This window comes from Psychromarinibacter sediminicola, assembly GCF_029168335.1.
Taxonomy (GTDB): domain Bacteria; phylum Pseudomonadota; class Alphaproteobacteria; order Rhodobacterales; family Rhodobacteraceae; genus Psychromarinibacter; species Psychromarinibacter sediminicola.
Genome location: NZ_JARGYC010000007.1, coordinates 15908 through 33990, shown reverse-complemented (window position 1 = coordinate 33990; position 18083 = coordinate 15908). Strand labels below are relative to the sequence as shown.

Sequence of the window (18083 nt, the reverse complement as noted above, 5' to 3'; positions counted from 1 at the left end):
GTCAGCCGAGGTCGCGCAGCGCCAGCGCCCGCTCGATCTCGCGCCGGACCAGGCGGCGGACATTGCGGGTGATGCGTTCGCCCAGCACGCCCTGCAGTTCCTCGCGCACGAGCTCGGCGACCATTTCGCGCAACGCCTCCTCGTCGATCAACGCTTCCTCTCCGTAGAGGTCGAAATCGTCGTCGTCCTCCGCGTCCGGTGCCGCGACGTTCGTGTTCGCCCCGAAGAGGCCGGCCGGCGCCTCTTCGGCGTCCGCCGCGCGCGCCTCGCCCGGATCGTCGCCCGGATCCTCGGGCATCGCCGCGGGCCAATCCTCCCACGCCTCGGCGGCGTGTTCCGGCGTGTCGGCGGCCTCCGAGGGGTCGTCCGCCGGCAGGCCGGCCTCCGCCGCGTCGGCAGCCTCCGGCGCCGCAGCGGGTTGGTCCGGTTTCCCCTGCCAGCGGGACCAGCCCGTCAGCACGACCCTGTCGAGGGTCGCCGCGAGTTCGTCGGGATCGCCCGACACCGAATTGCGCCGCGCGACGGACGTGAAGGCGGGCTCGGGCGCTGCGTCTTCCGCCGCCGCTGTCACATCGTCGTCCGCCGGCTCCGGTGCGGCCCCGGTGTCCGCCAGCTCCTCCGCGGCGCTTGCCGCGTCGTCGGTGACCGACGGCTCGGGCGCATCCTGCCGATCCGTTTCCGGCTCCGGCCCGTCCGGCGCCATCTCATGCCCGGGGATGTCCAGCGCCACGAGAGTCGCGTCATCCTCCTCCGCGGTATCGTCTTCCGCGGCATCCTCCACCGCATGATCGTCGTCCGCGGCATCCTCGGCCGCCGCATCCTCGGCCCCGATGTCGATCCCCAGCGATTCCAAGACAGCCGCCGCCGTGTCCCCCGCATCGCCCTGGGACTCGTCCTGGGACTCGTCATCTTGGGGCCCCTCGGCTTCGTCGCCGTCTCCGGTGCTCGGCGCGTCGGCCTCCGCCTCGGCTGGTTCCAGTTCCGACGCCTCCGCCTCAGGGGCATCGTCCTCCGCCGCCTGCGCCGCATCGCTCTCCGCGCCGTCCGGGTCGAGGGCCTCGGCGATCGCGGCGTCGGCGTCCGGCGCGTCCGGCCCCTCCTCCGCGTCACGGCCGGCCACCATGCCGGGTTCCAGAATCAACGCTTCCAGGTTCTGCGACTCGCCGGCACGGTCCTCCGCCTCGGCGCGCTCTGTCTCGCGCTGCCACGCCTCGTAGAAATCGTAATCCGCATCCGCGCTCAGCGGGCGGGTCTCGTCGCTGGCGCCGTCCTCCGAGCCATCCGGCTCCCATTCGCCGCCCGCCTGCATCAACGCGGCCTCCAGCCCCGCGATCCGTTCCTCGAGCGTCATCGCCGGGGTGATCGCCGCGCGGGCCGCCGGCGCCGCATCCGGCGCCGCGGAGTCGTCGTCAATGTCCTCTCCGCTATCCTCGGGGGCATCAGACGCGGGCGCGACCGTCCCGTCATTCGCCGCCGTCCGGGCCGTCGCGGCGCCGGTTGCGCCGTCGCCGGCGTCGATCTCCGCGATCCCGGACGCCTCCGGCGCCTCCTCCGGCTCCGGCGCCCTGTCCCCCACGCCGCCGGACGCCTCGGCGCTCTCGTCCGAGACGCGCTGGGCCGGTGTCAGGACCAGCCGCTCGCGCGCCGATGCGGCGGCGGGCTTGCGTCGCAGGCTGGACGGTTCTTCGGAGACGAGGCGGCGGATCGACGACAGGACGTCTTCGATCTCCGCGTTCGATACTGGATCGGGCATGCGGACACCCTTTTATTTACTGCTCGACGGGATAGTACCCGGTTGCACAGTAGCACACAACTGTCGCTGGTGGACCCGCAATTTGCACGCGCTTTCGGCCTATTTCCCCAGGCTTTTAAGCACCCGGTCCAGCTTTTCGCCCTGCGGGCTGACATGGCGCACCGGCGCGGATTCGACCGCCGCGTAATAGGCGGAGGGATCGTAGGTCACGATCCCCAGGTCGAGATGCTGGACGGTCAGCAGCCCCATGGTGGACAACAGCGAGTAGACCGCGATGAACTGGTTGATCTCGGCCTCGATCAGCGCCGCGCGGGCGTCCAGCAGCTCCTGTTCCGCGTCGAGCACGTCCAGCGTGGTGCGGGCGCCCAGCGAGGCCTCTTCCCGCACGCCATTGAAGGCGATGCGCGCGGCGTTGACCTGCCGCTGGTTGGCTTCGGTCGAGGCGACGGCGACGCGCAGGGCCGTCCAGGCGTCGGCGACGTTCTGCTTGACCGTCAGCACCGCCTGCAACAGCTCTGCCCGGTCGGCCTCGGCCAGGGCGACGGCGCGGCGCAGGGCCGAGGCCAGCGCGCCGCCGGAATAGATCGTCTGGCCCAGCCGCAGTTCCAGCGTGCCGCTGCGCACCTCGTCGTCGTTGATGCTCGCCGAGGCGCCGCCGGTGATCCGGGGGCGCAGGTCGGCGCGGGCGCGGGCGATGTTCAGCTCGGCGATCGTCACCTCGCGCTGGCGCTGGTGGATCAGCGGGTGGGTCTTGACCGCGACCGCGCGCGCCGCGTCCAGCGTGTCCGCCGTCATCGGCGGGACGGTCGGGCGCACCAGGTTCTTCGGATAGTGGCCGACGGCGGCCTTGTAGGCCTCGCGCGCGACGTTGTAGTCGCCCTCCGCCGCGGAGAGCGCCGCGCGGGCGGCGGCGAGCGCGGCCTCGGCGAGCGACACGTCGGTGCGGGTGATCTCGCCCACCTCGAACCGCTCGCGCGCAGCGCGCAATTCGTTGGTGATCAGCCGGACGTTGTTGCGGCGCAGATCGACGAAACGGGCGGCGCGGATCACCTCCATATAGGCCCGCACCGCCTGCAAGAGCACGTTCTGCTCGACCTGCAGCAGCCCGTCGCGGGTGGCCAGCACGCTTTCCTTGGCGACGTCGACGGCCAGCGGCGTGCGCCCGAAGTCGTAGATCGTCATCTGCGCCGACAGCGACAGGGTCGTGGTGATGTCGGGATCGGTCAGGTTGGTGTCGGTATAGCGCGAGGTCAGCGCCCATTCGACCACGGGGCGCAGCGCGGCGATGGCGGTGGCCACATCCTCGTCGGCGGCGCGCAGCAGCGCGCGGTTCTGCTCCAGCAGGTTGGAATTGGTGTAGGCGGCGATCAGCGCGTCGGTCAGGGTCTCGGCCCGGGCCGCGGCGCCGGCGGCCAAAAGCGAGATCGCGGCGGCCGCGGCCGCGGCCAGGCCGCGCAGGCTGCCTCGTCGCGTCACAGCACGAACTCCGCCTTGCGTTCGAAGCCGGGCAGGACCGGGGCGCCGCCGTCGAAGATCCAGCGCCAGCTCATCACGCCGTCGGCCTTCACGCCGATCCGCGCCTGGCCGAGCGCCCCCTGCATCACGATCAGCCCGATGCGGCCGCCGTCCTTCAGCTGGTCGGTCAGGGCCTCGGGGATCTCCTCGACCGCGCCCTCGACGAGGATCGCGTCGTAGGGGCCGTGCTTGGGCGCGCCGGCGGTCAGCGGCGCCTCGACCACGGCCACGTTGTCGGCGCCGTCTTCGGACAGCTGCGCCTGGGCCTCGGCGGCCATGTCGGCATCCTCTTCCAGGGCGACCACCGCCTCGGCCAGCCGCGCCATGACGGCGGCCGAATAGCCCAGCCCGCAGCCCAGATCGAGCACCAGCTCGTCGGGGCGGATGTTCAGCGCATCCAGGAGCTTGGCCAGGGTCCGCGGCGCCAGGACGCAGCGCCCGGGGGCCAGCGGGATATTGCCGTCGACATAGGCCGTGGGGCGCCAGTCGTCGGGCACGAACCGCTCGCGCGGGACCTCCAGCATCGCCTCGATGATCGGGTATTTGGTGACGTCCGAAGGGCGGACCTGGGTGTCCACCATCATCCTGCGGCGCGCGGCGTTGTCGGTCATGGAAGTGAACTCTTCAGTCTAGTTTCTCCGTGTTTGATGCCACATCTCGACGCGGTCGACAACTGGCCCGCGCCCGCGACCGTGACGGGCCGACGGGCCGGCCGGGAGCGGGCCGGCGGGCCGGCCGGGAGCGGGCGGGCGGGCCGGCCTGGAGGCGGGCCGGCCGGGAGGCGGGACGGCCGCATCGCCGATCCGGCCGGACGCATATGCGACGTCGCCCCCCGGTGCGCGGCCGCGGAGCGCCGCACGTGCGGGGCGCCCCCGTTCGGCTTCGAGTCGGCCAATCGCCGGATACCGCGGAGCGCCGCGCGTGCGAGGCGCCCCGCGGGTCCGCAACGCCGCGTTGCGTGTCAGAAATGTGCCCATCCATCCGCGTCGTCGAAGTCCACCTGCTCCTCCGCGACAGCGGCCCCGCCGGCCGCCGCCGCCGGTTCCGTCCGGCGTGCCGCGACGCTGCGGGCGGGACCGCCGCGCGCCGGCGCCTTGCCCCCGCCGGCTGCCGCCTCGTGATGGCCGGCCGTCCCGGCGCGTGCGCCCGCCGCCGTCACACGCGCGCCAGCCGCTGCCGCGCCACCGCGATTCGTATCCGCGCTGCCGGCCGCGCCGCCGCGACCTGAGCCAGGTCCGCCGGTAGCGCCCCCGCGATTCGAGCCGTGGCTGCCGGCGGGACGGGCCTCGCCATCGCCCTCCGGCGCCACGCCGCCACTCTTTGGCGCCGCGCCGCCATTTTCAGGCGCCGCGCCACCACCGGCCCGCGCGCCGGCAGGGGCGGTCCGCGCCGCAGACGGCCCGGACTCCGCGGGCCCCTGCCCCGTGCCCGGCGTCGCACTGCCGCGGTGCAGGGCCGTCACCGACGCGCCGGTGCGGAACTGCGCCATCGCGCGGGCGAGCATCTCCGCCTCCCGCGTCAGGCCATGGCCGGCGGCGGTCGCCTCCTCGAACATCGCCGCGTTCTGCTGGGTGACCTGGTCCAGCTCGCCCACCGCCTCGTTGATCTCCGCCAGCCCCGTGCTCTGCTTGCGCGACGAGTCCGCGATCTCCGAGACATGGCGGGAGATCTCGATGACGCCTTCGGCGATCCGGGTCAGCGCGTCGCCCGCCTGGCCGACGAGGTCCACGCCGTGCCGGACCTGCTGCCCGGAAGCGGAGATCAGGTCGTTGATCTCCTGCGCCGCGTCGGACGACCGCTGGGCGAGCGCCCGCACCTCGGAGGCGACCACGGCAAAGCCGCGGCCCGCCTCGCCGGCGCGCGCCGCCTCGACCCCGGCGTTGAGCGCCAGGAGGTTGGTCTGGTAGGAGATGTCGTCGATCATCTCGGTGATGCGCGAGATCTGCTTGGACGACTCGGCGATTTCGCTCATCGCGTTCACCGCCTCCCGCACGACCGCGCCGGAGGTCTCGGCGTTGTTGCGCGCCGCGTCCACGATCCGGTTCGCCTCTGCCGCGCCTTCGGCGGCCGATTTCACCGAGGCCGTCAGTTGATCGAGCGCGGCCGCGGTCTCTTCCAGCGTCGCCGCCTGGCGCTCGGTGCGGGCCGACATGTCGTCGGCGGCCGACGAGATCTCGGCCGCGCCGCCGCGAATCCCCTCGGCATTCGCGGCCACGCCGCTCAGCGCTTCGGAGAGCCGCGCGGCGGCCGTGTTGAAGTCGCGCCGCAGCTGCTCGTAGTCGCCGGCGAAGGCCTGGTCGATGCGCGCCGTCATGTCGCCGCCGGCCAACCGCCCGAGTTCCGCGCGCAGGGTCTCGACCACCGTCTCCTGCGCCGCGGCCGCCTCGCGCCGCTCGGTCTCGGAGGCGCGAATGGCGCGCTGCGCCTCGGTCACGTCGGTGGCGATCATGATATAGCGCAGCAGCGCCCCCTCGGCATCGGTCACCGGCGTGAGGCTGCCCTCGGCGACGGCCTCGGCGCCCGACGGTCCGCGGAGCAGGTAGCGGCCGAAATAGGGTTTGCCGTCCCGCAGATGCGCCACGATCTCGGCGGTCTGCTCCGGCCCCCTGTCGGAGGCGACGACCTCCTTCACGTCGCGGCCCCGCAGCGCGTCGGCCTCCGTTTCCAGCGCATTGCAGAAGGCGGCGTTCGCCGCCACGATGCCGCCCCCGGGCAGGAAATCCGCGCGCAGCTGGTATGCGTCGATCGACTGCATCACCGCCTCGCCCAGAAAGCTCGACGTGACGTCCTTCAGCTCGATCACATGGCCGATGGCCTCGCCGTCGCCGGTCAGCACCGCGCCGATATCCAGCTCCAGCCGCAACTCGCCCAGGGGCACCGACAGCCGTGCCGGCAGCGCCGCGTCGGCGATCAGCGTCCGCAGCCGCGCGACCACCTCGCGGGGGAGGACGGCGTCGAGCGCCTGGCCGCGGATGTCGCCGCCGTCATAGGACGGGTTGCCGGCGCGGAACTCCTCGGCGTTGCCCTCGAACAGGGTCCGGGCGGCGCGATTGGCATGGTCGATTCGCCCGTCCGGGCCGACCATGAAGATCGCCGCGGTGCTGGCCGAGAAGGCGGCGCCGCGGAACGTGCTCTTGACCTGTTCCGCTTCCGCGGCCGAAAGCTTCTCGCGGAAATCCTCCAACCGGCCGGCGATCTGGCCGATCTCGTCGCCGCGGCCCGTCTCCGGCACGTCGGTGTCGAGCGCCCCGCCGGAGATCCGCGCGATGGCGTCGGTCACCCGCCCCAGCGGCCGGGACAGCGACATCGAGAAGGCGGTCGCCACCAGCGCGCAGACGCCGATCACCGCGAGGCTGTTCCAGAAGAGCGTCCACCGCAGATCCGCCACGCCGGCGAGCGCCTCGGACCGCGCGACATCGGCGATCGCCGCCCAGCGCGTGCCGAATATCTCCACCGGGTGGTAGGCGCGCAGCACCGGGACGCCGGCGGCGTTTTCGGTCATCAGCTCGCCCGACTCGTCCGCCAGGGCGGCGCGCACCGCCGCGCCCTCGGCACGTTCGGTCAGAACCGTGGGCGAATCGGCCGACGGACGGTTCGACCGCAGCAGGTAATCGGGGCCGACAAGGAATATCTCGCCGGTCTCGCCCAGCCACGCGGCCTGCGCGACGGCGCCGGACACGCGGTCGTCGCGCAGCTGCACGACAACCGCGCCGATCCGCTCGCCCTCGCGGAAGACCGGCTGCGCCAGGAAGGCCGCGGGCGCGCCCTGACGCGGCGCGTAGGCTTCGAAATCGGCGAAGACCTGCTCGCCCTCCGCCGCCTGCATCGCGCGGGTCCAGACATCGGCCAGGCCGCTGTCGCGCCACGGGCCGCGCGCCATGTTGGTCGCGAAATCCGCCGCTTTCGCGACCGAGTAGACCAGGTTGCCCTCGGTATCGAGCAACAGGATGTCGTGATAGCCGAAATCCTCGACCAGCGAGACGAAGTGCCGGTGGATCAGCGCGTGCAGCGCGGAATAGCGCGACCGGTCGCCGGCATTGTCATAGGCCTGGCGGTTCCCCGCCGGAAACGGATTGTCCTCGACATAGAGCTGCCGCAGCCGGTCCGGCGCGTCCGGCAGGGCCGCCCAGGCCGTGGCCATGCCGCTGATGCCGCGCAGCGTGGTCGTCTCGCGCGCGATGCGGGACAGCTGCAGCGCGCGCCGCTCGAACGACCGCTCCAGGGCATGCGCCTCCGACGCGAGGACGGCCGCGACCCGCTGCGCCGCGGCCTCGGTCAGGCTCTGCCGCTCGGCCCGCTCGGCGATCACGCCGAAGACGGCGACGGCAAGACAGACGAGGCCCAGCATGATCGCCGGCAGTTTCGACGTGATCCGGATGTTGTTGAGGAATCCCAAGTTCGGCCCCGCTTCGTTGGGCGGCGTCGCGCCGCAGGAGAAAATGCTCGGCGGTATCCGTAGGGCCGAGCCGTGAATATTGGCTTAAGGCCGGCCCGGCGCCGGCGGCGTGGAATGACGCCTTGACGCCGGTCGGCAAAGCTCCTAATCCGTCCCCCACTCTGGCGAGTTGGCGGAGTGGTGACGCAGCGGATTGCAAATCCCGCCGTTTCCGCCAAGAAAACAGAGACTTCCCCAAAAATCGTTATCAGGACAAAGCCGGAACGGCTGGTGAACCTGATAACCGCAAATCCGCCATGTCGCGCTTCGCCAAACCGGCGCACAAGCGCGCCTCTCAGCTGCTGGGCTACACCCTGACGCTGGGCGACTTCGACGCCTGGATCGGCTTCGCCTTCCTCATCCGCATCATCCTGTCGCCCGCCGAGCGCGCTGCCCTCGCATACGCCGCTCTGCGCAGCCTGGATGATGACGACGCCATGGCGACCGCCGAGACGGCGATCTTCGACGTGGAACACGGGAGGGCCGCATGACCCGCCCCCGCTCCACCGAAGAACTGATCCACCACATGCCGGCCGTCCGGGACAAGGCCGAGAACGATTGGTCGCGCGGTTTCGCTGCATCCATCGTCCGCCAGTCCCGGCGCCGCCACTGGAAACCCAGCCAGAAGCAGGAGGCCATCATGCGCCGCCTCGTGTCGGAGCTGTTCCACGAGACCAACGACCTGGAGGTGATCGAGGACGGATAAACGAAACCCCCGCCGGGACAAGGCGGGGGCTCGCATTGGTATCGGTTCAAGCGGGGGCTCTCCGATACGTAATAGTATAACGCAGGCGATGCGCCATGAAAAGCCCCAGCCACGGTTTTCCGCCCTCCCGGCCACCAAAGGGCGGACACGCTCCGGGGAGATCACCCGGCCCGGCAGGAAGCGGTCCCGACTGGCCCCTGCCAGAAGCGCGACACCAAAACCCACCGGCGGGTGAGGCGCAGAGAACGCGCCGTGACCGACCGGGGACCGCACCGGAGCAAGGCTGCGATGGGCGGGGCGGGAGCAAAGCCCGCGGGCAGGCGTCTGGCCCACGACACAGGGCATCGCGCGGATACGGAGCGGGAAGCGTCGGGACCTGCCTTGTGTATCGGGGGCAGGTAGCGGGTGGCGGTAGTGCGTCCGGTCGAACGGATGACGAACGAAAGGTTAATGCAGGCATGAACGCGGCAAGAACATCGCTGGTGAATTCGGCCCTAGCCGCTCTGAGCTGCTTTACACGATTAAAAAGGGTGTGTAACATGAGACCGCACGAACATGAGAACAGACATGAGCAGTTCTAGGATTGCAGAGCTTACGGGCACGACCCGGCACACGGTCAACAACCTGCTCCGCCACGGACCACTTGCGACGACAGACGTCGTTTCTCAGGCGGTGGAACTCCTTGCTGCGCGCGCGCTTCAAGACTGTGGCGCGTCGGCAGCCGAGGCGCGCCGTGTGGCGGCGTTCTGGATGACAAAGCTTGATGAGTTGCCGACGGCGTGGGCGTTTCCGGCAGCCGGGCCATTCATTACCGGACTGACGCCGGGTGGTGTGCCTGTCGAGAAATCAGACAGCCTACAGACCATTCTTGCGGCGCTCGCCGACGAGGGCGACGACAATTGGAGCGAGACACCCGCTCCAGAACAGGCGCCGGTCGGTGTCGTCATCATCAACATCAAGGAGATCGAGCGGAGTGTTCACCAACGCCTCGACGAAAAGGAGCAGTAAACGATGGATATGAGATCGCTAAGGGCGGCACGCGCCGAAAAGGTCGAACTCGCGAAGGCACTTGTTGAGGCCGCCGAGACGGAGGGTCGGTCCATGACCGCCGACGAAAAGAAGAAGTTTGAGGAACACATGGGCGAGGCCGAGAGCCTGGGCGAGCGAGTGGCGAGCGCTGAACGTCTCCGCGAAACCGAGGCCGCGATGGACGCACGTATGGCGCCGCGAGGTCACAGCGGCCGGCTGGGCGCTGCCGCTGACGAGTTCCGGTCGATGCTGCGCGGCGAGACCCGGGCAATGTCCACCTCTACCGGCGCGGACGGTGGTTATGCGGTACCGCTGCAAATCGCTCAGTTCGTCACCACCCAGGTCAAGGAACTCTCGCCGGTGCGTCGCGTGGCGCGTGTAGTCCAGACCGAGACTCAGGATTACCGAGCTCTGCTTTCCGTACGTGGCGAAGGCTCCGGCTGGGTGACTGAGGAGGCGACCCGTACGACCACGGACAGCCCGCAGCTTATTGCCATCGAGCCGAAGAGCGCGGAACTCTACGCCTATCCGAAAGTCAGCGCGCACGTCATCGACGATGCGAGTTTCGACGTTGAGAGGTTTCTTTCCGACCACGTTGCGACAGAGTTCGCCTACCAGGAAGGCGCGGCCTTCGTGAACGGCGATGCGGTAGCCGGCAAGCCGCGCGGTTTCCTGCAATACACGACCAGTACCGATGACGACGACACGCGCTCGACGTCCGAGTTGCAGCACGTGGTTACTGGCGTATCGGGCGGCCTGTCGCCCGATAGCCTGATCGACACGCTGTACGCACTTTCGCCCTCATACCGCACCGGCCCCGGCGTGGCGTGGATGATGGCCAGCAACACGATTGCGAGTGTCCGGAAGCTGAAGGACGGCGAGGGCAACTACCTTTGGCGCGACGGTTTTGGTGACCAGCCCGCCAGCCTGCTCGGGTTCCCGGTGGTCGAGGCGAATGACATGCCGGCGGTCTCGAACGGCAACACGCCGATTGCGTTCGGGAACTGGCAACGCGGCTACCTAATCGCCGAACGTGTCGGAATGCGCATGGTTCGCGACGACGTGACAGCACCCGGATTCGTGAAGTTCTACTTCGCTCGCCGGATCGGTGGCTGCGTCTACGACCCGAACGCAATCAAGTTGCTGAAGGTCAGCACCTAATCGCGCGCCCTGCCTTCGCGTGATTTGTGGTCGCCGGGTCTCTGCCATGCTCGGCGGCCACGCCCACCCGGAGGGGGTGGTGCAGTCTCTAGCGACCGATGAGGGGAACCGGCGGCGGGAGCCCGTTTTCGCTAAATCGTAAGGATCAGGATTGATGGAACAACGCGGCAGGAAATCCGCATCATCGGTTGAAGTGGTCAAGTTGGATAGCGTTGAGCGCGTAAAGCGCCCCGCCGCGCCCGACGAGCTGACGCCGGAACAGAAGTCCATCTGGGCCGGGATCGTGGACGCGCTTCCGGCCGATTGGTTCTCGGCCGACAACCTGCCGCTGCTGGTGCAGTACGTCCGTCACATCGTCACTGCCCGCCGCGCGGCGCAGTTGATCGACGCAGCGGAGGCGGAAGACCCTTTGGATCTGGACACGCTGGACCGGCTCTACCGGATGCAGGACCGCGAGGGTCGAGCGATTGCCAGCCTGGCCACCAAGATGCGCATCACGCAGCAGGCGCTGACCAATCACCGAGGAAACAAGAAGCGCCGGCCGGCGCAGTTGAGGCCGTGGGAGACTGAATAATGGCGCAGGTTGTGGGCGATATCGCGGTATCGGTCGGGGCTGACATTAGCCCCCTTCAGCGCGGAATGCGGCAGGGATCGCGATCCGTTCGAGGTTTCGAGCGAGATTCCAGCCGTGCAATGGCGAATTTCGCCCGCAGCGCCACCAAGGTTACGGCTGCCATCACCGCCATTACGGCGGGGACTGTGGCGCTTGCGGGCCGCGCGGCGCAAACAGCTGTGGAGGTCGACAACCTCGCAAATATTGCGGGGGTTGGAACCACCGAGTTCCAGCGCATGGCCGAAGCCACGCGCACGGTCGGGATAGACCAGCAAAAGCTTTCGGACATTCTCAAGGACGTTAACGACCGGATCGGGGATTTTGTCGCCACGGGCGGCGGCCCGATGGCCGACTTCTTCGAGAACATCGCGCCTCTGGTCGGCGTGACGGCGGATGAGTTCGCGCGCCTGTCCGGGCCGGAAGCGCTTCAGCTCTACGTCGATAGTCTGGAAAAGGCCGGTGCCAGTCAGGCGCAAATGACCTTCTATATGGAGGCGCTGGCCAACGACGCCACGGCGCTTCTACCGCTGCTGCGCAACAACGGCCAGGCCATGCGCGAGCTTGGCGACGAGGCACAGGAGACTGGCCGGATTCTGGATCGGGAGACGATCCGGAAGGCGCGCGAGCTAGACGAGACGCTGGACGACGCGCGGCGCACCATCGAAACGTCGGTCATCACGGCTCTGTCCGACCTTGGAGATGAGATCGGCACGCTCGCGACGTGGGTGGCGGATACCGCGATCCCGGCTCTGACCGATCTTGTCACCTTTCTTGGTGACGTTGCCTCAGCCGCCGGGGCAGCAAATCGGGCGCTGCGAATTCTGATGGGTCTGGACGTTAAGGACACGTCATCGGCAAAGGATGGTGGCGATTATCCCGAAGAGGTTCAGACAAGGCCGGGCGAGGGCGACCCGAGCAATACCGGTCTGTTCTATGTAGACGAGAACGGCAACGTTCGGTCCTACGGTGAAGAAGCAGAACCGATCCCCGGCATTACGACACCGGGCAATCCCGGAACGGGGAACAAGCCGCCGTCGACAGGCAGGAAAGGCGGCGGAGGGCGTAGCGGTCCGACCGAGGAAGATTTCGAGCGCCTGCGCGAGAACTTCGCGACGGAACAGGAGATCATCCAGGAGAATTACGAGCGCCAGCTTGAGCAGTTGGAGGAGTTCCGCAACGCCAAGCTCGCGACGGAAGAAGAGTTCAACGAAACCGAGCGCCGCATCCATGCCGAGCACCAGGAGAAGATGATGGCGCTGGAGAGAAAGCGCCGCGCTGCGATGTTGCAGGACCTGGCGGGGATGTTCGGTGACTTGGCATCCCTGATGCAGACCGAGAACAAAAGGCTGTTCGAGATCGGGAAGGCGGCGGCCATCGCGGAGGCGGTGGTGAACGGCTACAGCGCCGCCGTGGCGGCATGGGCCAAGGGTATGGACAAGGGCGGCCCGCCGCTCGCTGCGGCCTTCACAGCGGCGTCCCTGGCTCGCACAGGCGCTCTGATCAGCTCCATTTCCAGCCAGAGCATCGGTGGCGGCGGTGGTCAGGCCGCAGGCGGTGGCGGCGGTGGTGTAGGTTCCGGCGCTGCGGCGGCTCAACCCACGTCGCCGCGCACGGTCTACAACGTAAGCATTGGGAACCAGCGTCCAACGCGGCAGGAGATGATAGACCTTATCAGCTTGCTCAATGAGGCGCAGGAAGACGGCTCCATTATCCGCTTGGTCTAGCGCTCGGGAAGAGGGTTGTGAGCAAAGGCTTGATATAACGACATTTATGAGCGAAAGTGACCTAGAGGCAGGCGGAATTCGGATTATCCTTCGGGCAGCTTTGTTTGTGGAGGAGAATCTCATGAAGATCATGCTAACCGCGACCTCAGTCGCCGTTTTCCTGGCCGGCTCCGGATTTGCTGTCGCCTACAATGGTGCCGGCCAGCCAAACGAAAACGCTGCGCCAATCGGCGTAGAACGCGCCACGCGAAACTCTGCAGGCGGAGACCGGGAGAAAGGCGGGTTCGGCCCAGCGCAGAGTGATGCCGTAAAAGATAACCAACCATATGGACAAGCGCTACAAGAAGGCGGTTGGACCGGCTCCAATAAGTGAGTTTTCGAGCGGGGCCAGCTTTCTACTTGGCCCCGCTTCGCGGGCCGCATCCGTCCGCGTCTGGACTTTCGGACGGGCGCCATCCTCTTTCACTTTGCCAAGCGCAAGGAACTGTGGGAGGCGCGGAATAGTGGTGCAACTTGCACCGAAAATCGTTCGCGAGGTCGACCAAAAGAATTTTCGAGCGATACGGCGAAGACAACTGGCGTCAACAAGACCACCATCAACCGCGCTGTCTCCCGAGCCGACAAGGTCTGCGACGAAGCCCGCGAAATTATCCGGGGAACGATCCTCGATACAGGGACATTCCTGGATCGCTTGAAGGACGTTGACCGGGACCAGCAGGTCGGTTTGCAGCCGAGCCGGAGGGGGTGGGTTGATCTCCATGGCTTTGATCAGGGAACCGGCGTGGGGTGTCAAATTTTCACATCCACAAAATGGAAGCTTTGGAGTCTTTCGGCCACCTCCGGAGGCTGCGGCGGCTTCTTGTACCCAATTTCGGGTGGCTCAACTTGAACCACTCGATTTTGCCGCGCTTGGCTGGTCGCCCCCCCTTTGGGTTTCGGGTCAATTTGTCCCGAAACCTCCCGTGCACGAAAAAAAGTGGCGCAAGTTGCGCCACTTTACCGACTGGTCGCGGAAACAAGCAGTTCGCGGCGGACACCTCCAAATCAACCGGGCATGTTGGGAAGAGGAGCAGACTACAAATTGTCCATCCACGAGTGCGGACTGTCCTGTCGCCTCTCCACCTCAATGAAAGCGGTTCCGATGTCACCCTTCTCTGCGTAGGCCCGGAATATGCGCTTCGTAACCACGTAGTGCGACGAGTGACCGGCGCCAAAATCGAGGGAAATCTCGTCCCCCACTGAGGGCAGATGCTTGGTTTCAAGATCCGCGATCCCGCCCTGATCACTCGAACCTCTTTCAATGAGTTTGACCTTCATTCTGTGGTCTCCTTTCTCAACCTGACCCCCGCTCCGCCACCATTCTCTTCGATGAACTCGACGCCGGCGGATTCGAGGGCTTCGCGCATTCTGACTTGCGCGACGGTAGAAACCACCCGCCTTTCCCTTTCGAAGTCCACGATGGTGGACAGACCGAATTCGGCCGCTTTGGCTAGATCAGGCTGTGTCATTCCGATGAGCGCGCGTGCCGCCCGACATTGTGCTGGTGTCATATCAACATTTTCTGTTGACGCGGGCCGCGTCGTTCCTCTATCAACATATACTGTTGATACCCCAATCAGGAGACCCTGACAATGACCAAAGACCCCGTTTGCGGGAACGGCCCCGCTATGTCTTCGCTCAAGGAGCGCCTGAACAGAGCGCAGAACACATCCATGAAGCTGTTCGGGATCATGGAGGCCATCGACTTCCTGGACAACGAGTCCGCCTGCGCCGGCGGCAAGACCGTGCTGATCGGCGTCGCAACCGAGATGGCGCACAGCCTCAACATCGAACTCGACAGCGTGAACTTTCCGGAGGTGGTGGAATGAGACGGCTGGACGACATCGTAAAGGCTGACTGCCGAGACGTGGCGAACGCGGTCGCCTACGACGTGGACGGGCTGATTCTATGCGCCCGGCTAGCGCTGGACCCCATGGATGGATCCGTGAACGCTGATCAGCGCGCCGGCGCAATCGAACGTACGCTTGAAGTGGCCGCGATGCTCATGGAAGTGGTGCTCAGCGGCACAGAGGGGCTGGAGCGCGACGCCAAGCGGGGTCTTTGGGCGAAGCCGCGAAGCTAGCAATATCTTTCGGTGAGATTTGTATTGCAAGCGCCTCGCCGCCGCGATATCTTACCATGAGATAAAAAACGGCGAGGCGCACATGCAGCTCACCACGCGGCAATTTACATCGCAGCAAGTCGCAGACGCGACCGATCTCACCCACAAGTCGGTTCAGAACTGGGCGGCGCGTGGGTTGATCGTTGGCCACAGCGGCGGCGGCGGAAAAGGACGCGCGAGGCTGTTTTCCTGGGAGAACCTGATGGAGTTTGCCGTGGCGGCTGCCGTACTGCGTCTCGGAATCGCGACACCGCAGGAGGCATTCTCGGCGGCCAGAGAGTTTGCGCATTTCGGTGAAGGGCCGGCCGGCTACGCGGAATGGGACGACCCGGCAGAACCCGACCGGAAAATCGCCATGCCGTATCACCACCAGCACGGTGAAACGTTTATGCTGATCTTTGGCGAACAAGCAAAAATAGTCGCGATCACGGACGGGAAAATCCCTCTAAGCGCCGTTAATGTCGGCGGTACTGGCGATCCTTCGGCATTCATCGCTGTGAATGTTTCCAAGGTCTTCAACAAGGTGTGCACACGCTTGGGCCTGGATCCATCTGCAGTCCTGGATGAAGTATATCGCGTGGGGTCAAGCAGCTGACATGACCACCCGCCCCGCCCCCCTCTTTGCCGACGACAAGACCGCTGCGGAGCTGTTCTGCATGAAGCGGGACGAGTTTCGTCGGCTGGTGGATGCGGGGCACCTGCCCGGTCCGCGCGACCTCGGCGGGCTTGAGCGGTGGGACGTGGAAGAGCTGCAGCGCATCGCCCGCGGCGACGCGATGGAAGGCGGGGGCATGACATGGTGAACCGTTGGGGCGGCAAGAAATACCTGATCGAGACCAAGCCGGGCTTCGTCTATGTCCGAAAGGGCGGGAAATACCTCGGCCGCATCACGGCGCCCTACCCCAGCTCCGAGTTCGATCGCCAGTACTGGGATATCCTCACCGGCCGCGCGGTGGAGTGCAAAACCTCCTGGAGTGCGCTGATCGCCTCCTACCGCAGATCCGACCGCTGGACGCGCCTCAAGGTGAGGACGCGCGGCGACTATGAGAAGGTGCTGATCTACATCGAAGAGAAGAACGGCAACCGGGACGCGACCCGCACGATCCGCAAGGACGTGATTGCCGCGATGGAGGCCAACCGGCACCGGACCCGCTTCGCCAACTACGTGCCGCAGGTCATGTCTGTGTTGTTCGAGCACGCCATCGACCTCGGCTGGATGAAGGACAACCCCGCCAAGGGCGTTCGGCGCCTGAGCGTGCCGCAGGATCGCGCACAGCCTCATATCCCGTGGCCGGACTGGGCGGTGAAGAAGTGGCGCGCAGAGGCGAGCCCCCTGCCCCGGCTGATCTTCGAGATCGGAGTCGGCAGCGTCCAGCGACCGAGCGACTGGACCCTGTTTCGCTGGAACGACTACGACGGCGAGAGCCTGCGGATCGTCCAGGGCAAGTCCGACAAGTCGCTGTGGCTGCCCTGTACGGCCGAGCTGAAAACCGCGCTCGACTCGGCATCCAAGAACGGGCTCACGATCCTGACCCGGCCGGACGGCTCCCCGATGGATTACCGATACATGTCGCGCGTCATGGCGCGGGAGCGCAAGCGTCTCGACCTCATGGCCTATGACCTCCACGCGCTGCGCTACCGCGGCGTCATGGAGCTCGCTTGGGCGGGCTGCGACGACGATGAGATCGCCTCCTACAGCGGCCACAGCTCCAAGGAGATGATCCGAAAGTACGCCGGAGAGGCGCGGCAGATGATGCGCGCACGGCAAGCCTGGGAGAAGCGGCAGTGAACGGAACAGGCACAGAACAGAAACCTGATAACCGGAGTGATAACCGCTTGACGGCAGCGAGCACGAAACCTAAGGAATGCAACACTCTGGCGAGTTGGCGGAGTGGTTACGCAGCGGATTGCAAATCCGTGTACACCGGTTCGATTCCGGTACTCGCCTCCAATCATCCCGTTCGGTCCGTCGCGCCGATCGCCCGCCGCGGCGTTGACAGGCCCGACCGTTCGGAACACCTTTCGCGCCAGAACCCGAACCAGCCCAGGGGAAGGAGCCCGGCCGTGGCCCAGCCATCGCCCGTCCGGCCGGCCGCGACCGCCGGCGGCCCGATCACCATCGGCCTGCTCGGCCATGGAATCGGCGCCTCGCGCACGCCGCGCATGCATATGGCCGCGGCGGAGGCGGCCGGGATCTCCTACGACTACCGCCTGATCGACGCGCAGGCGCGCGACCTGCCGCAGGACACCGGCGAGATACTGGACCTGCTGCAGGCCGAAGGCTTCGACGGGCTGAACGTGACCCACCCCTACAAGCGCGCCGTGCTGCCGCTGATGGACGAGCTGTCGGACGCCGCCCGCAAGGTCGGCGCCGTCAACACCGTGCAGTTCCGCGGCGGCCGCCGGATCGGCGAGAACACCGATCACTGGGGCTTTCGCGAGAGCCTGCGGCGCGGGCTGCCCGGCGCCGCCCGGCGCTGCGTGCTGCTGCTGGGCGCCGGCGGCGCGGGGGGCGCCGTGGCGCACGCGCTGCTCGACGAAGGCGTCGAGCGGCTGCTGATCCGCGACGTCGACGAAAACACCGCCCGGAACCTGGCCGAAAGCCTCGCCGCGCATCACGGCCCGGGCCGCGCCGTGCCCGCGACGGAGGTGGCCACCGCCGCGCACGAGGCGGACGGCATCGTCAATGCAAGCCCCGTGGGCATGGCGAAGCATCCCGGCCTGCCGCTGCCGGCCGCGCTTCTGCGCCCCGACCACTGGGTCGCCGACATCGTCTACTTCCCGCTGGAGACCGAGCTTCTGGCCACCGCCCGCGCGCTGGGCTGCGCGGTGCTGCCCGGCTCAGGCATGGCGCTGTTCCAGGCGGTCCGCGCCTTCGAGCTGTTCACCGGCCGCGCGCCGGACATTCAGCGGATGCAGGACGCGTTCGACTCCTTTAGCTAGGATCGTATCCAGGAACGGCCCCGCCGGCCCGCCGCACCGAGCG

20 protein-coding genes and 1 tRNA gene are annotated in these 18083 nt (G+C 67.3%); 14 read left to right on the top strand and 7 right to left on the bottom strand.

The features are described from left to right. Window position 1: 1 nt before the first annotated feature. The 4 genes from P1J78_RS04185 to P1J78_RS25350 form a co-directional block, all read right to left on the bottom strand. Entirely contained in the window at window positions 2–1753 is a 1752-nt protein-coding gene (locus tag P1J78_RS04185; protein WP_275566069.1) for a hypothetical protein, read from the bottom strand. A gap of 99 nt (window positions 1754–1852) precedes the next feature. Beyond that, window positions 1853–3229, bottom strand: coding sequence for a TolC family outer membrane protein (locus P1J78_RS04180; protein ID WP_275566068.1), 1377 nt, complete (start codon window positions 3227–3229; stop codon window positions 1853–1855). After that, the gene (locus P1J78_RS04175; RefSeq protein ID WP_275566067.1) at window positions 3226–3879 is read right to left on the bottom strand and encodes a protein-L-isoaspartate O-methyltransferase family protein; all 654 of its coding nucleotides are present in this window, start codon (window positions 3877–3879) and stop codon (window positions 3226–3228) included. The genes P1J78_RS04180 and P1J78_RS04175 overlap by 4 nt, the downstream gene beginning before the upstream one ends. Before the next feature lie 350 nt (window positions 3880–4229). Further along, a complete protein-coding gene (locus P1J78_RS25350; RefSeq protein ID WP_309568092.1) occupies window positions 4230–7664 on the bottom strand; it encodes a methyl-accepting chemotaxis protein in 3435 nt (1144 codons plus the stop codon). A 296-nt stretch (window positions 7665–7960) separates the two neighbouring features. Between P1J78_RS25350 and P1J78_RS04160 the strand changes: the two genes are divergently transcribed. The 7 genes from P1J78_RS04160 (at window position 7961) to P1J78_RS04130 (ending at window position 13309) form a co-directional block, all read left to right on the top strand. Then, complete coding sequence (locus P1J78_RS04160) at window positions 7961–8194, top strand: hypothetical protein (protein ID WP_275566066.1); 234 nt, start codon at window positions 7961–7963, stop codon at window positions 8192–8194. After that, a complete protein-coding gene (locus P1J78_RS04155; RefSeq protein WP_275566065.1) occupies window positions 8191–8409 on the top strand; it encodes a hypothetical protein in 219 nt (72 codons plus the stop codon). The genes P1J78_RS04160 and P1J78_RS04155 overlap by 4 nt, the downstream gene beginning before the upstream one ends. Window positions 8410–8976: 567 nt before the next feature. Beyond that, window positions 8977–9417 (top strand): hypothetical protein, encoded by a 441-nt coding sequence (locus P1J78_RS04150; protein ID WP_275566064.1) that lies wholly within the window; start codon window positions 8977–8979, stop codon window positions 9415–9417. Window positions 9418–9420: 3 nt separating this feature from the next. After that, the gene (locus tag P1J78_RS04145) at window positions 9421–10599 is read left to right on the top strand and encodes a phage major capsid protein (RefSeq protein ID WP_309568091.1); all 1179 of its coding nucleotides are present in this window, start codon (window positions 9421–9423) and stop codon (window positions 10597–10599) included. Window positions 10600–10753: 154 nt separating this feature from the next. Then, window positions 10754–11173, top strand: coding sequence for a hypothetical protein (locus P1J78_RS04140; RefSeq protein ID WP_275566063.1), 420 nt, complete (start codon window positions 10754–10756; stop codon window positions 11171–11173). Further along, window positions 11173–12936, top strand: coding sequence for a hypothetical protein (locus tag P1J78_RS04135; RefSeq protein WP_275566062.1), 1764 nt, complete (start codon window positions 11173–11175; stop codon window positions 12934–12936). The genes P1J78_RS04140 and P1J78_RS04135 overlap by 1 nt, the downstream gene beginning before the upstream one ends. 121 nt (window positions 12937–13057) lie before the next feature. Beyond that, window positions 13058–13309 carry a hypothetical protein gene (locus P1J78_RS04130; RefSeq protein WP_275566061.1) on the top strand — a complete coding sequence of 84 codons (252 nt, stop codon included), beginning with the start codon at window positions 13058–13060 and terminating at the stop codon, window positions 13307–13309. On the opposite strand, the gene P1J78_RS04125 is transcribed toward P1J78_RS04130, so the two are convergent. From P1J78_RS04125 to P1J78_RS04115, 3 genes are all read right to left on the bottom strand, one after another. Then, a complete protein-coding gene (locus P1J78_RS04125; protein WP_275566060.1) occupies window positions 13274–13696 on the bottom strand; it encodes a hypothetical protein in 423 nt (140 codons plus the stop codon). The genes P1J78_RS04130 and P1J78_RS04125 overlap by 36 nt on opposite strands. Before the next feature lie 314 nt (window positions 13697–14010). Beyond that, window positions 14011–14253: a hypothetical protein gene (locus tag P1J78_RS04120; RefSeq protein WP_275566059.1), complete on the bottom strand. Its 243-nt coding sequence runs from the start codon at window positions 14251–14253 to the stop codon at window positions 14011–14013. Next, window positions 14250–14486: a helix-turn-helix domain-containing protein gene (locus P1J78_RS04115; RefSeq protein ID WP_275566058.1), complete on the bottom strand. Its 237-nt coding sequence runs from the start codon at window positions 14484–14486 to the stop codon at window positions 14250–14252. The genes P1J78_RS04120 and P1J78_RS04115 overlap by 4 nt, the downstream gene beginning before the upstream one ends. Before the next feature lie 81 nt (window positions 14487–14567). Between P1J78_RS04115 and P1J78_RS04110 the strand changes: the two genes are divergently transcribed. The 7 genes from P1J78_RS04110 (at window position 14568) to P1J78_RS04080 (ending at window position 18040) form a co-directional block, all read left to right on the top strand. Beyond that, on the top strand, window positions 14568–14804 hold the full coding sequence (locus P1J78_RS04110) for a hypothetical protein (protein WP_275566057.1): 237 nt from the start codon (window positions 14568–14570) through the stop codon (window positions 14802–14804). Further along, complete coding sequence (locus P1J78_RS04105; protein ID WP_275566056.1) at window positions 14801–15058, top strand: hypothetical protein; 258 nt, start codon at window positions 14801–14803, stop codon at window positions 15056–15058. Before P1J78_RS04110 ends, P1J78_RS04105 begins: the two co-directional genes overlap by 4 nt. A gap of 82 nt (window positions 15059–15140) precedes the next feature. Further along, on the top strand, window positions 15141–15692 hold the full coding sequence (locus P1J78_RS04100; protein WP_275566055.1) for a hypothetical protein: 552 nt from the start codon (window positions 15141–15143) through the stop codon (window positions 15690–15692). 1 nt (window position 15693) lies between these two features. Beyond that, the gene (locus P1J78_RS04095; protein WP_275566054.1) at window positions 15694–15900 is read left to right on the top strand and encodes a hypothetical protein; all 207 of its coding nucleotides are present in this window, start codon (window positions 15694–15696) and stop codon (window positions 15898–15900) included. Further along, a complete protein-coding gene (locus P1J78_RS04090) occupies window positions 15894–16886 on the top strand; it encodes a tyrosine-type recombinase/integrase (RefSeq protein ID WP_275566053.1) in 993 nt (330 codons plus the stop codon). The genes P1J78_RS04095 and P1J78_RS04090 overlap by 7 nt, the downstream gene beginning before the upstream one ends. 88 nt (window positions 16887–16974) lie before the next feature. Beyond that, window positions 16975–17048, top strand: a tRNA-Cys gene (locus tag P1J78_RS04085). A 113-nt stretch (window positions 17049–17161) separates the two neighbouring features. Then, a complete protein-coding gene (locus P1J78_RS04080) occupies window positions 17162–18040 on the top strand; it encodes a shikimate dehydrogenase (RefSeq protein ID WP_275566052.1) in 879 nt (292 codons plus the stop codon). Window positions 18041–18083 lie beyond the last annotated feature (43 nt).

Excerpts from the sequence above, each read along its gene's own strand:
- P1J78_RS04185 (WP_275566069.1), bottom strand. The coding sequence starts at position 1,753 with ATGCCCGATCCAGTATCGAACGCGGAGATCGAAGACGTCCTGTCGTCG.
- P1J78_RS04095 (WP_275566054.1), top strand. The coding sequence starts at position 15,694 with ATGACCACCCGCCCCGCCCCCCTCTTTGCCGACGACAAGACCGCTGCG.
- P1J78_RS04150 (WP_275566064.1), top strand. The coding sequence starts at position 8,977 with ATGAGCAGTTCTAGGATTGCAGAGCTTACGGGCACGACCCGGCACACG.
- P1J78_RS04090 (WP_275566053.1), top strand. The coding sequence starts at position 15,894 with ATGGTGAACCGTTGGGGCGGCAAGAAATACCTGATCGAGACCAAGCCG.
- P1J78_RS04145 (WP_309568091.1), top strand. The coding sequence starts at position 9,421 with ATGGATATGAGATCGCTAAGGGCGGCACGCGCCGAAAAGGTCGAACTC.
- P1J78_RS04135 (WP_275566062.1), top strand. The coding sequence starts at position 11,173 with ATGGCGCAGGTTGTGGGCGATATCGCGGTATCGGTCGGGGCTGACATT.
- P1J78_RS04120 (WP_275566059.1), bottom strand. The coding sequence starts at position 14,253 with ATGAAGGTCAAACTCATTGAAAGAGGTTCGAGTGATCAGGGCGGGATC.
- P1J78_RS04160 (WP_275566066.1), top strand. The coding sequence starts at position 7,961 with ATGTCGCGCTTCGCCAAACCGGCGCACAAGCGCGCCTCTCAGCTGCTG.
- P1J78_RS04175 (WP_275566067.1), bottom strand. The coding sequence starts at position 3,879 with ATGACCGACAACGCCGCGCGCCGCAGGATGATGGTGGACACCCAGGTC.
- P1J78_RS04105 (WP_275566056.1), top strand. The coding sequence starts at position 14,801 with ATGAGACGGCTGGACGACATCGTAAAGGCTGACTGCCGAGACGTGGCG.
- P1J78_RS04115 (WP_275566058.1), bottom strand. The coding sequence starts at position 14,486 with ATGACACCAGCACAATGTCGGGCGGCACGCGCGCTCATCGGAATGACA.
- P1J78_RS04130 (WP_275566061.1), top strand. The coding sequence starts at position 13,058 with ATGAAGATCATGCTAACCGCGACCTCAGTCGCCGTTTTCCTGGCCGGC.
- P1J78_RS04125 (WP_275566060.1), bottom strand. The coding sequence starts at position 13,696 with ATGGAGATCAACCCACCCCCTCCGGCTCGGCTGCAAACCGACCTGCTG.
- P1J78_RS04100 (WP_275566055.1), top strand. The coding sequence starts at position 15,141 with ATGCAGCTCACCACGCGGCAATTTACATCGCAGCAAGTCGCAGACGCG.
- P1J78_RS04155 (WP_275566065.1), top strand. The coding sequence starts at position 8,191 with ATGACCCGCCCCCGCTCCACCGAAGAACTGATCCACCACATGCCGGCC.
- P1J78_RS04140 (WP_275566063.1), top strand. The coding sequence starts at position 10,754 with ATGGAACAACGCGGCAGGAAATCCGCATCATCGGTTGAAGTGGTCAAG.
- P1J78_RS04110 (WP_275566057.1), top strand. The coding sequence starts at position 14,568 with ATGACCAAAGACCCCGTTTGCGGGAACGGCCCCGCTATGTCTTCGCTC.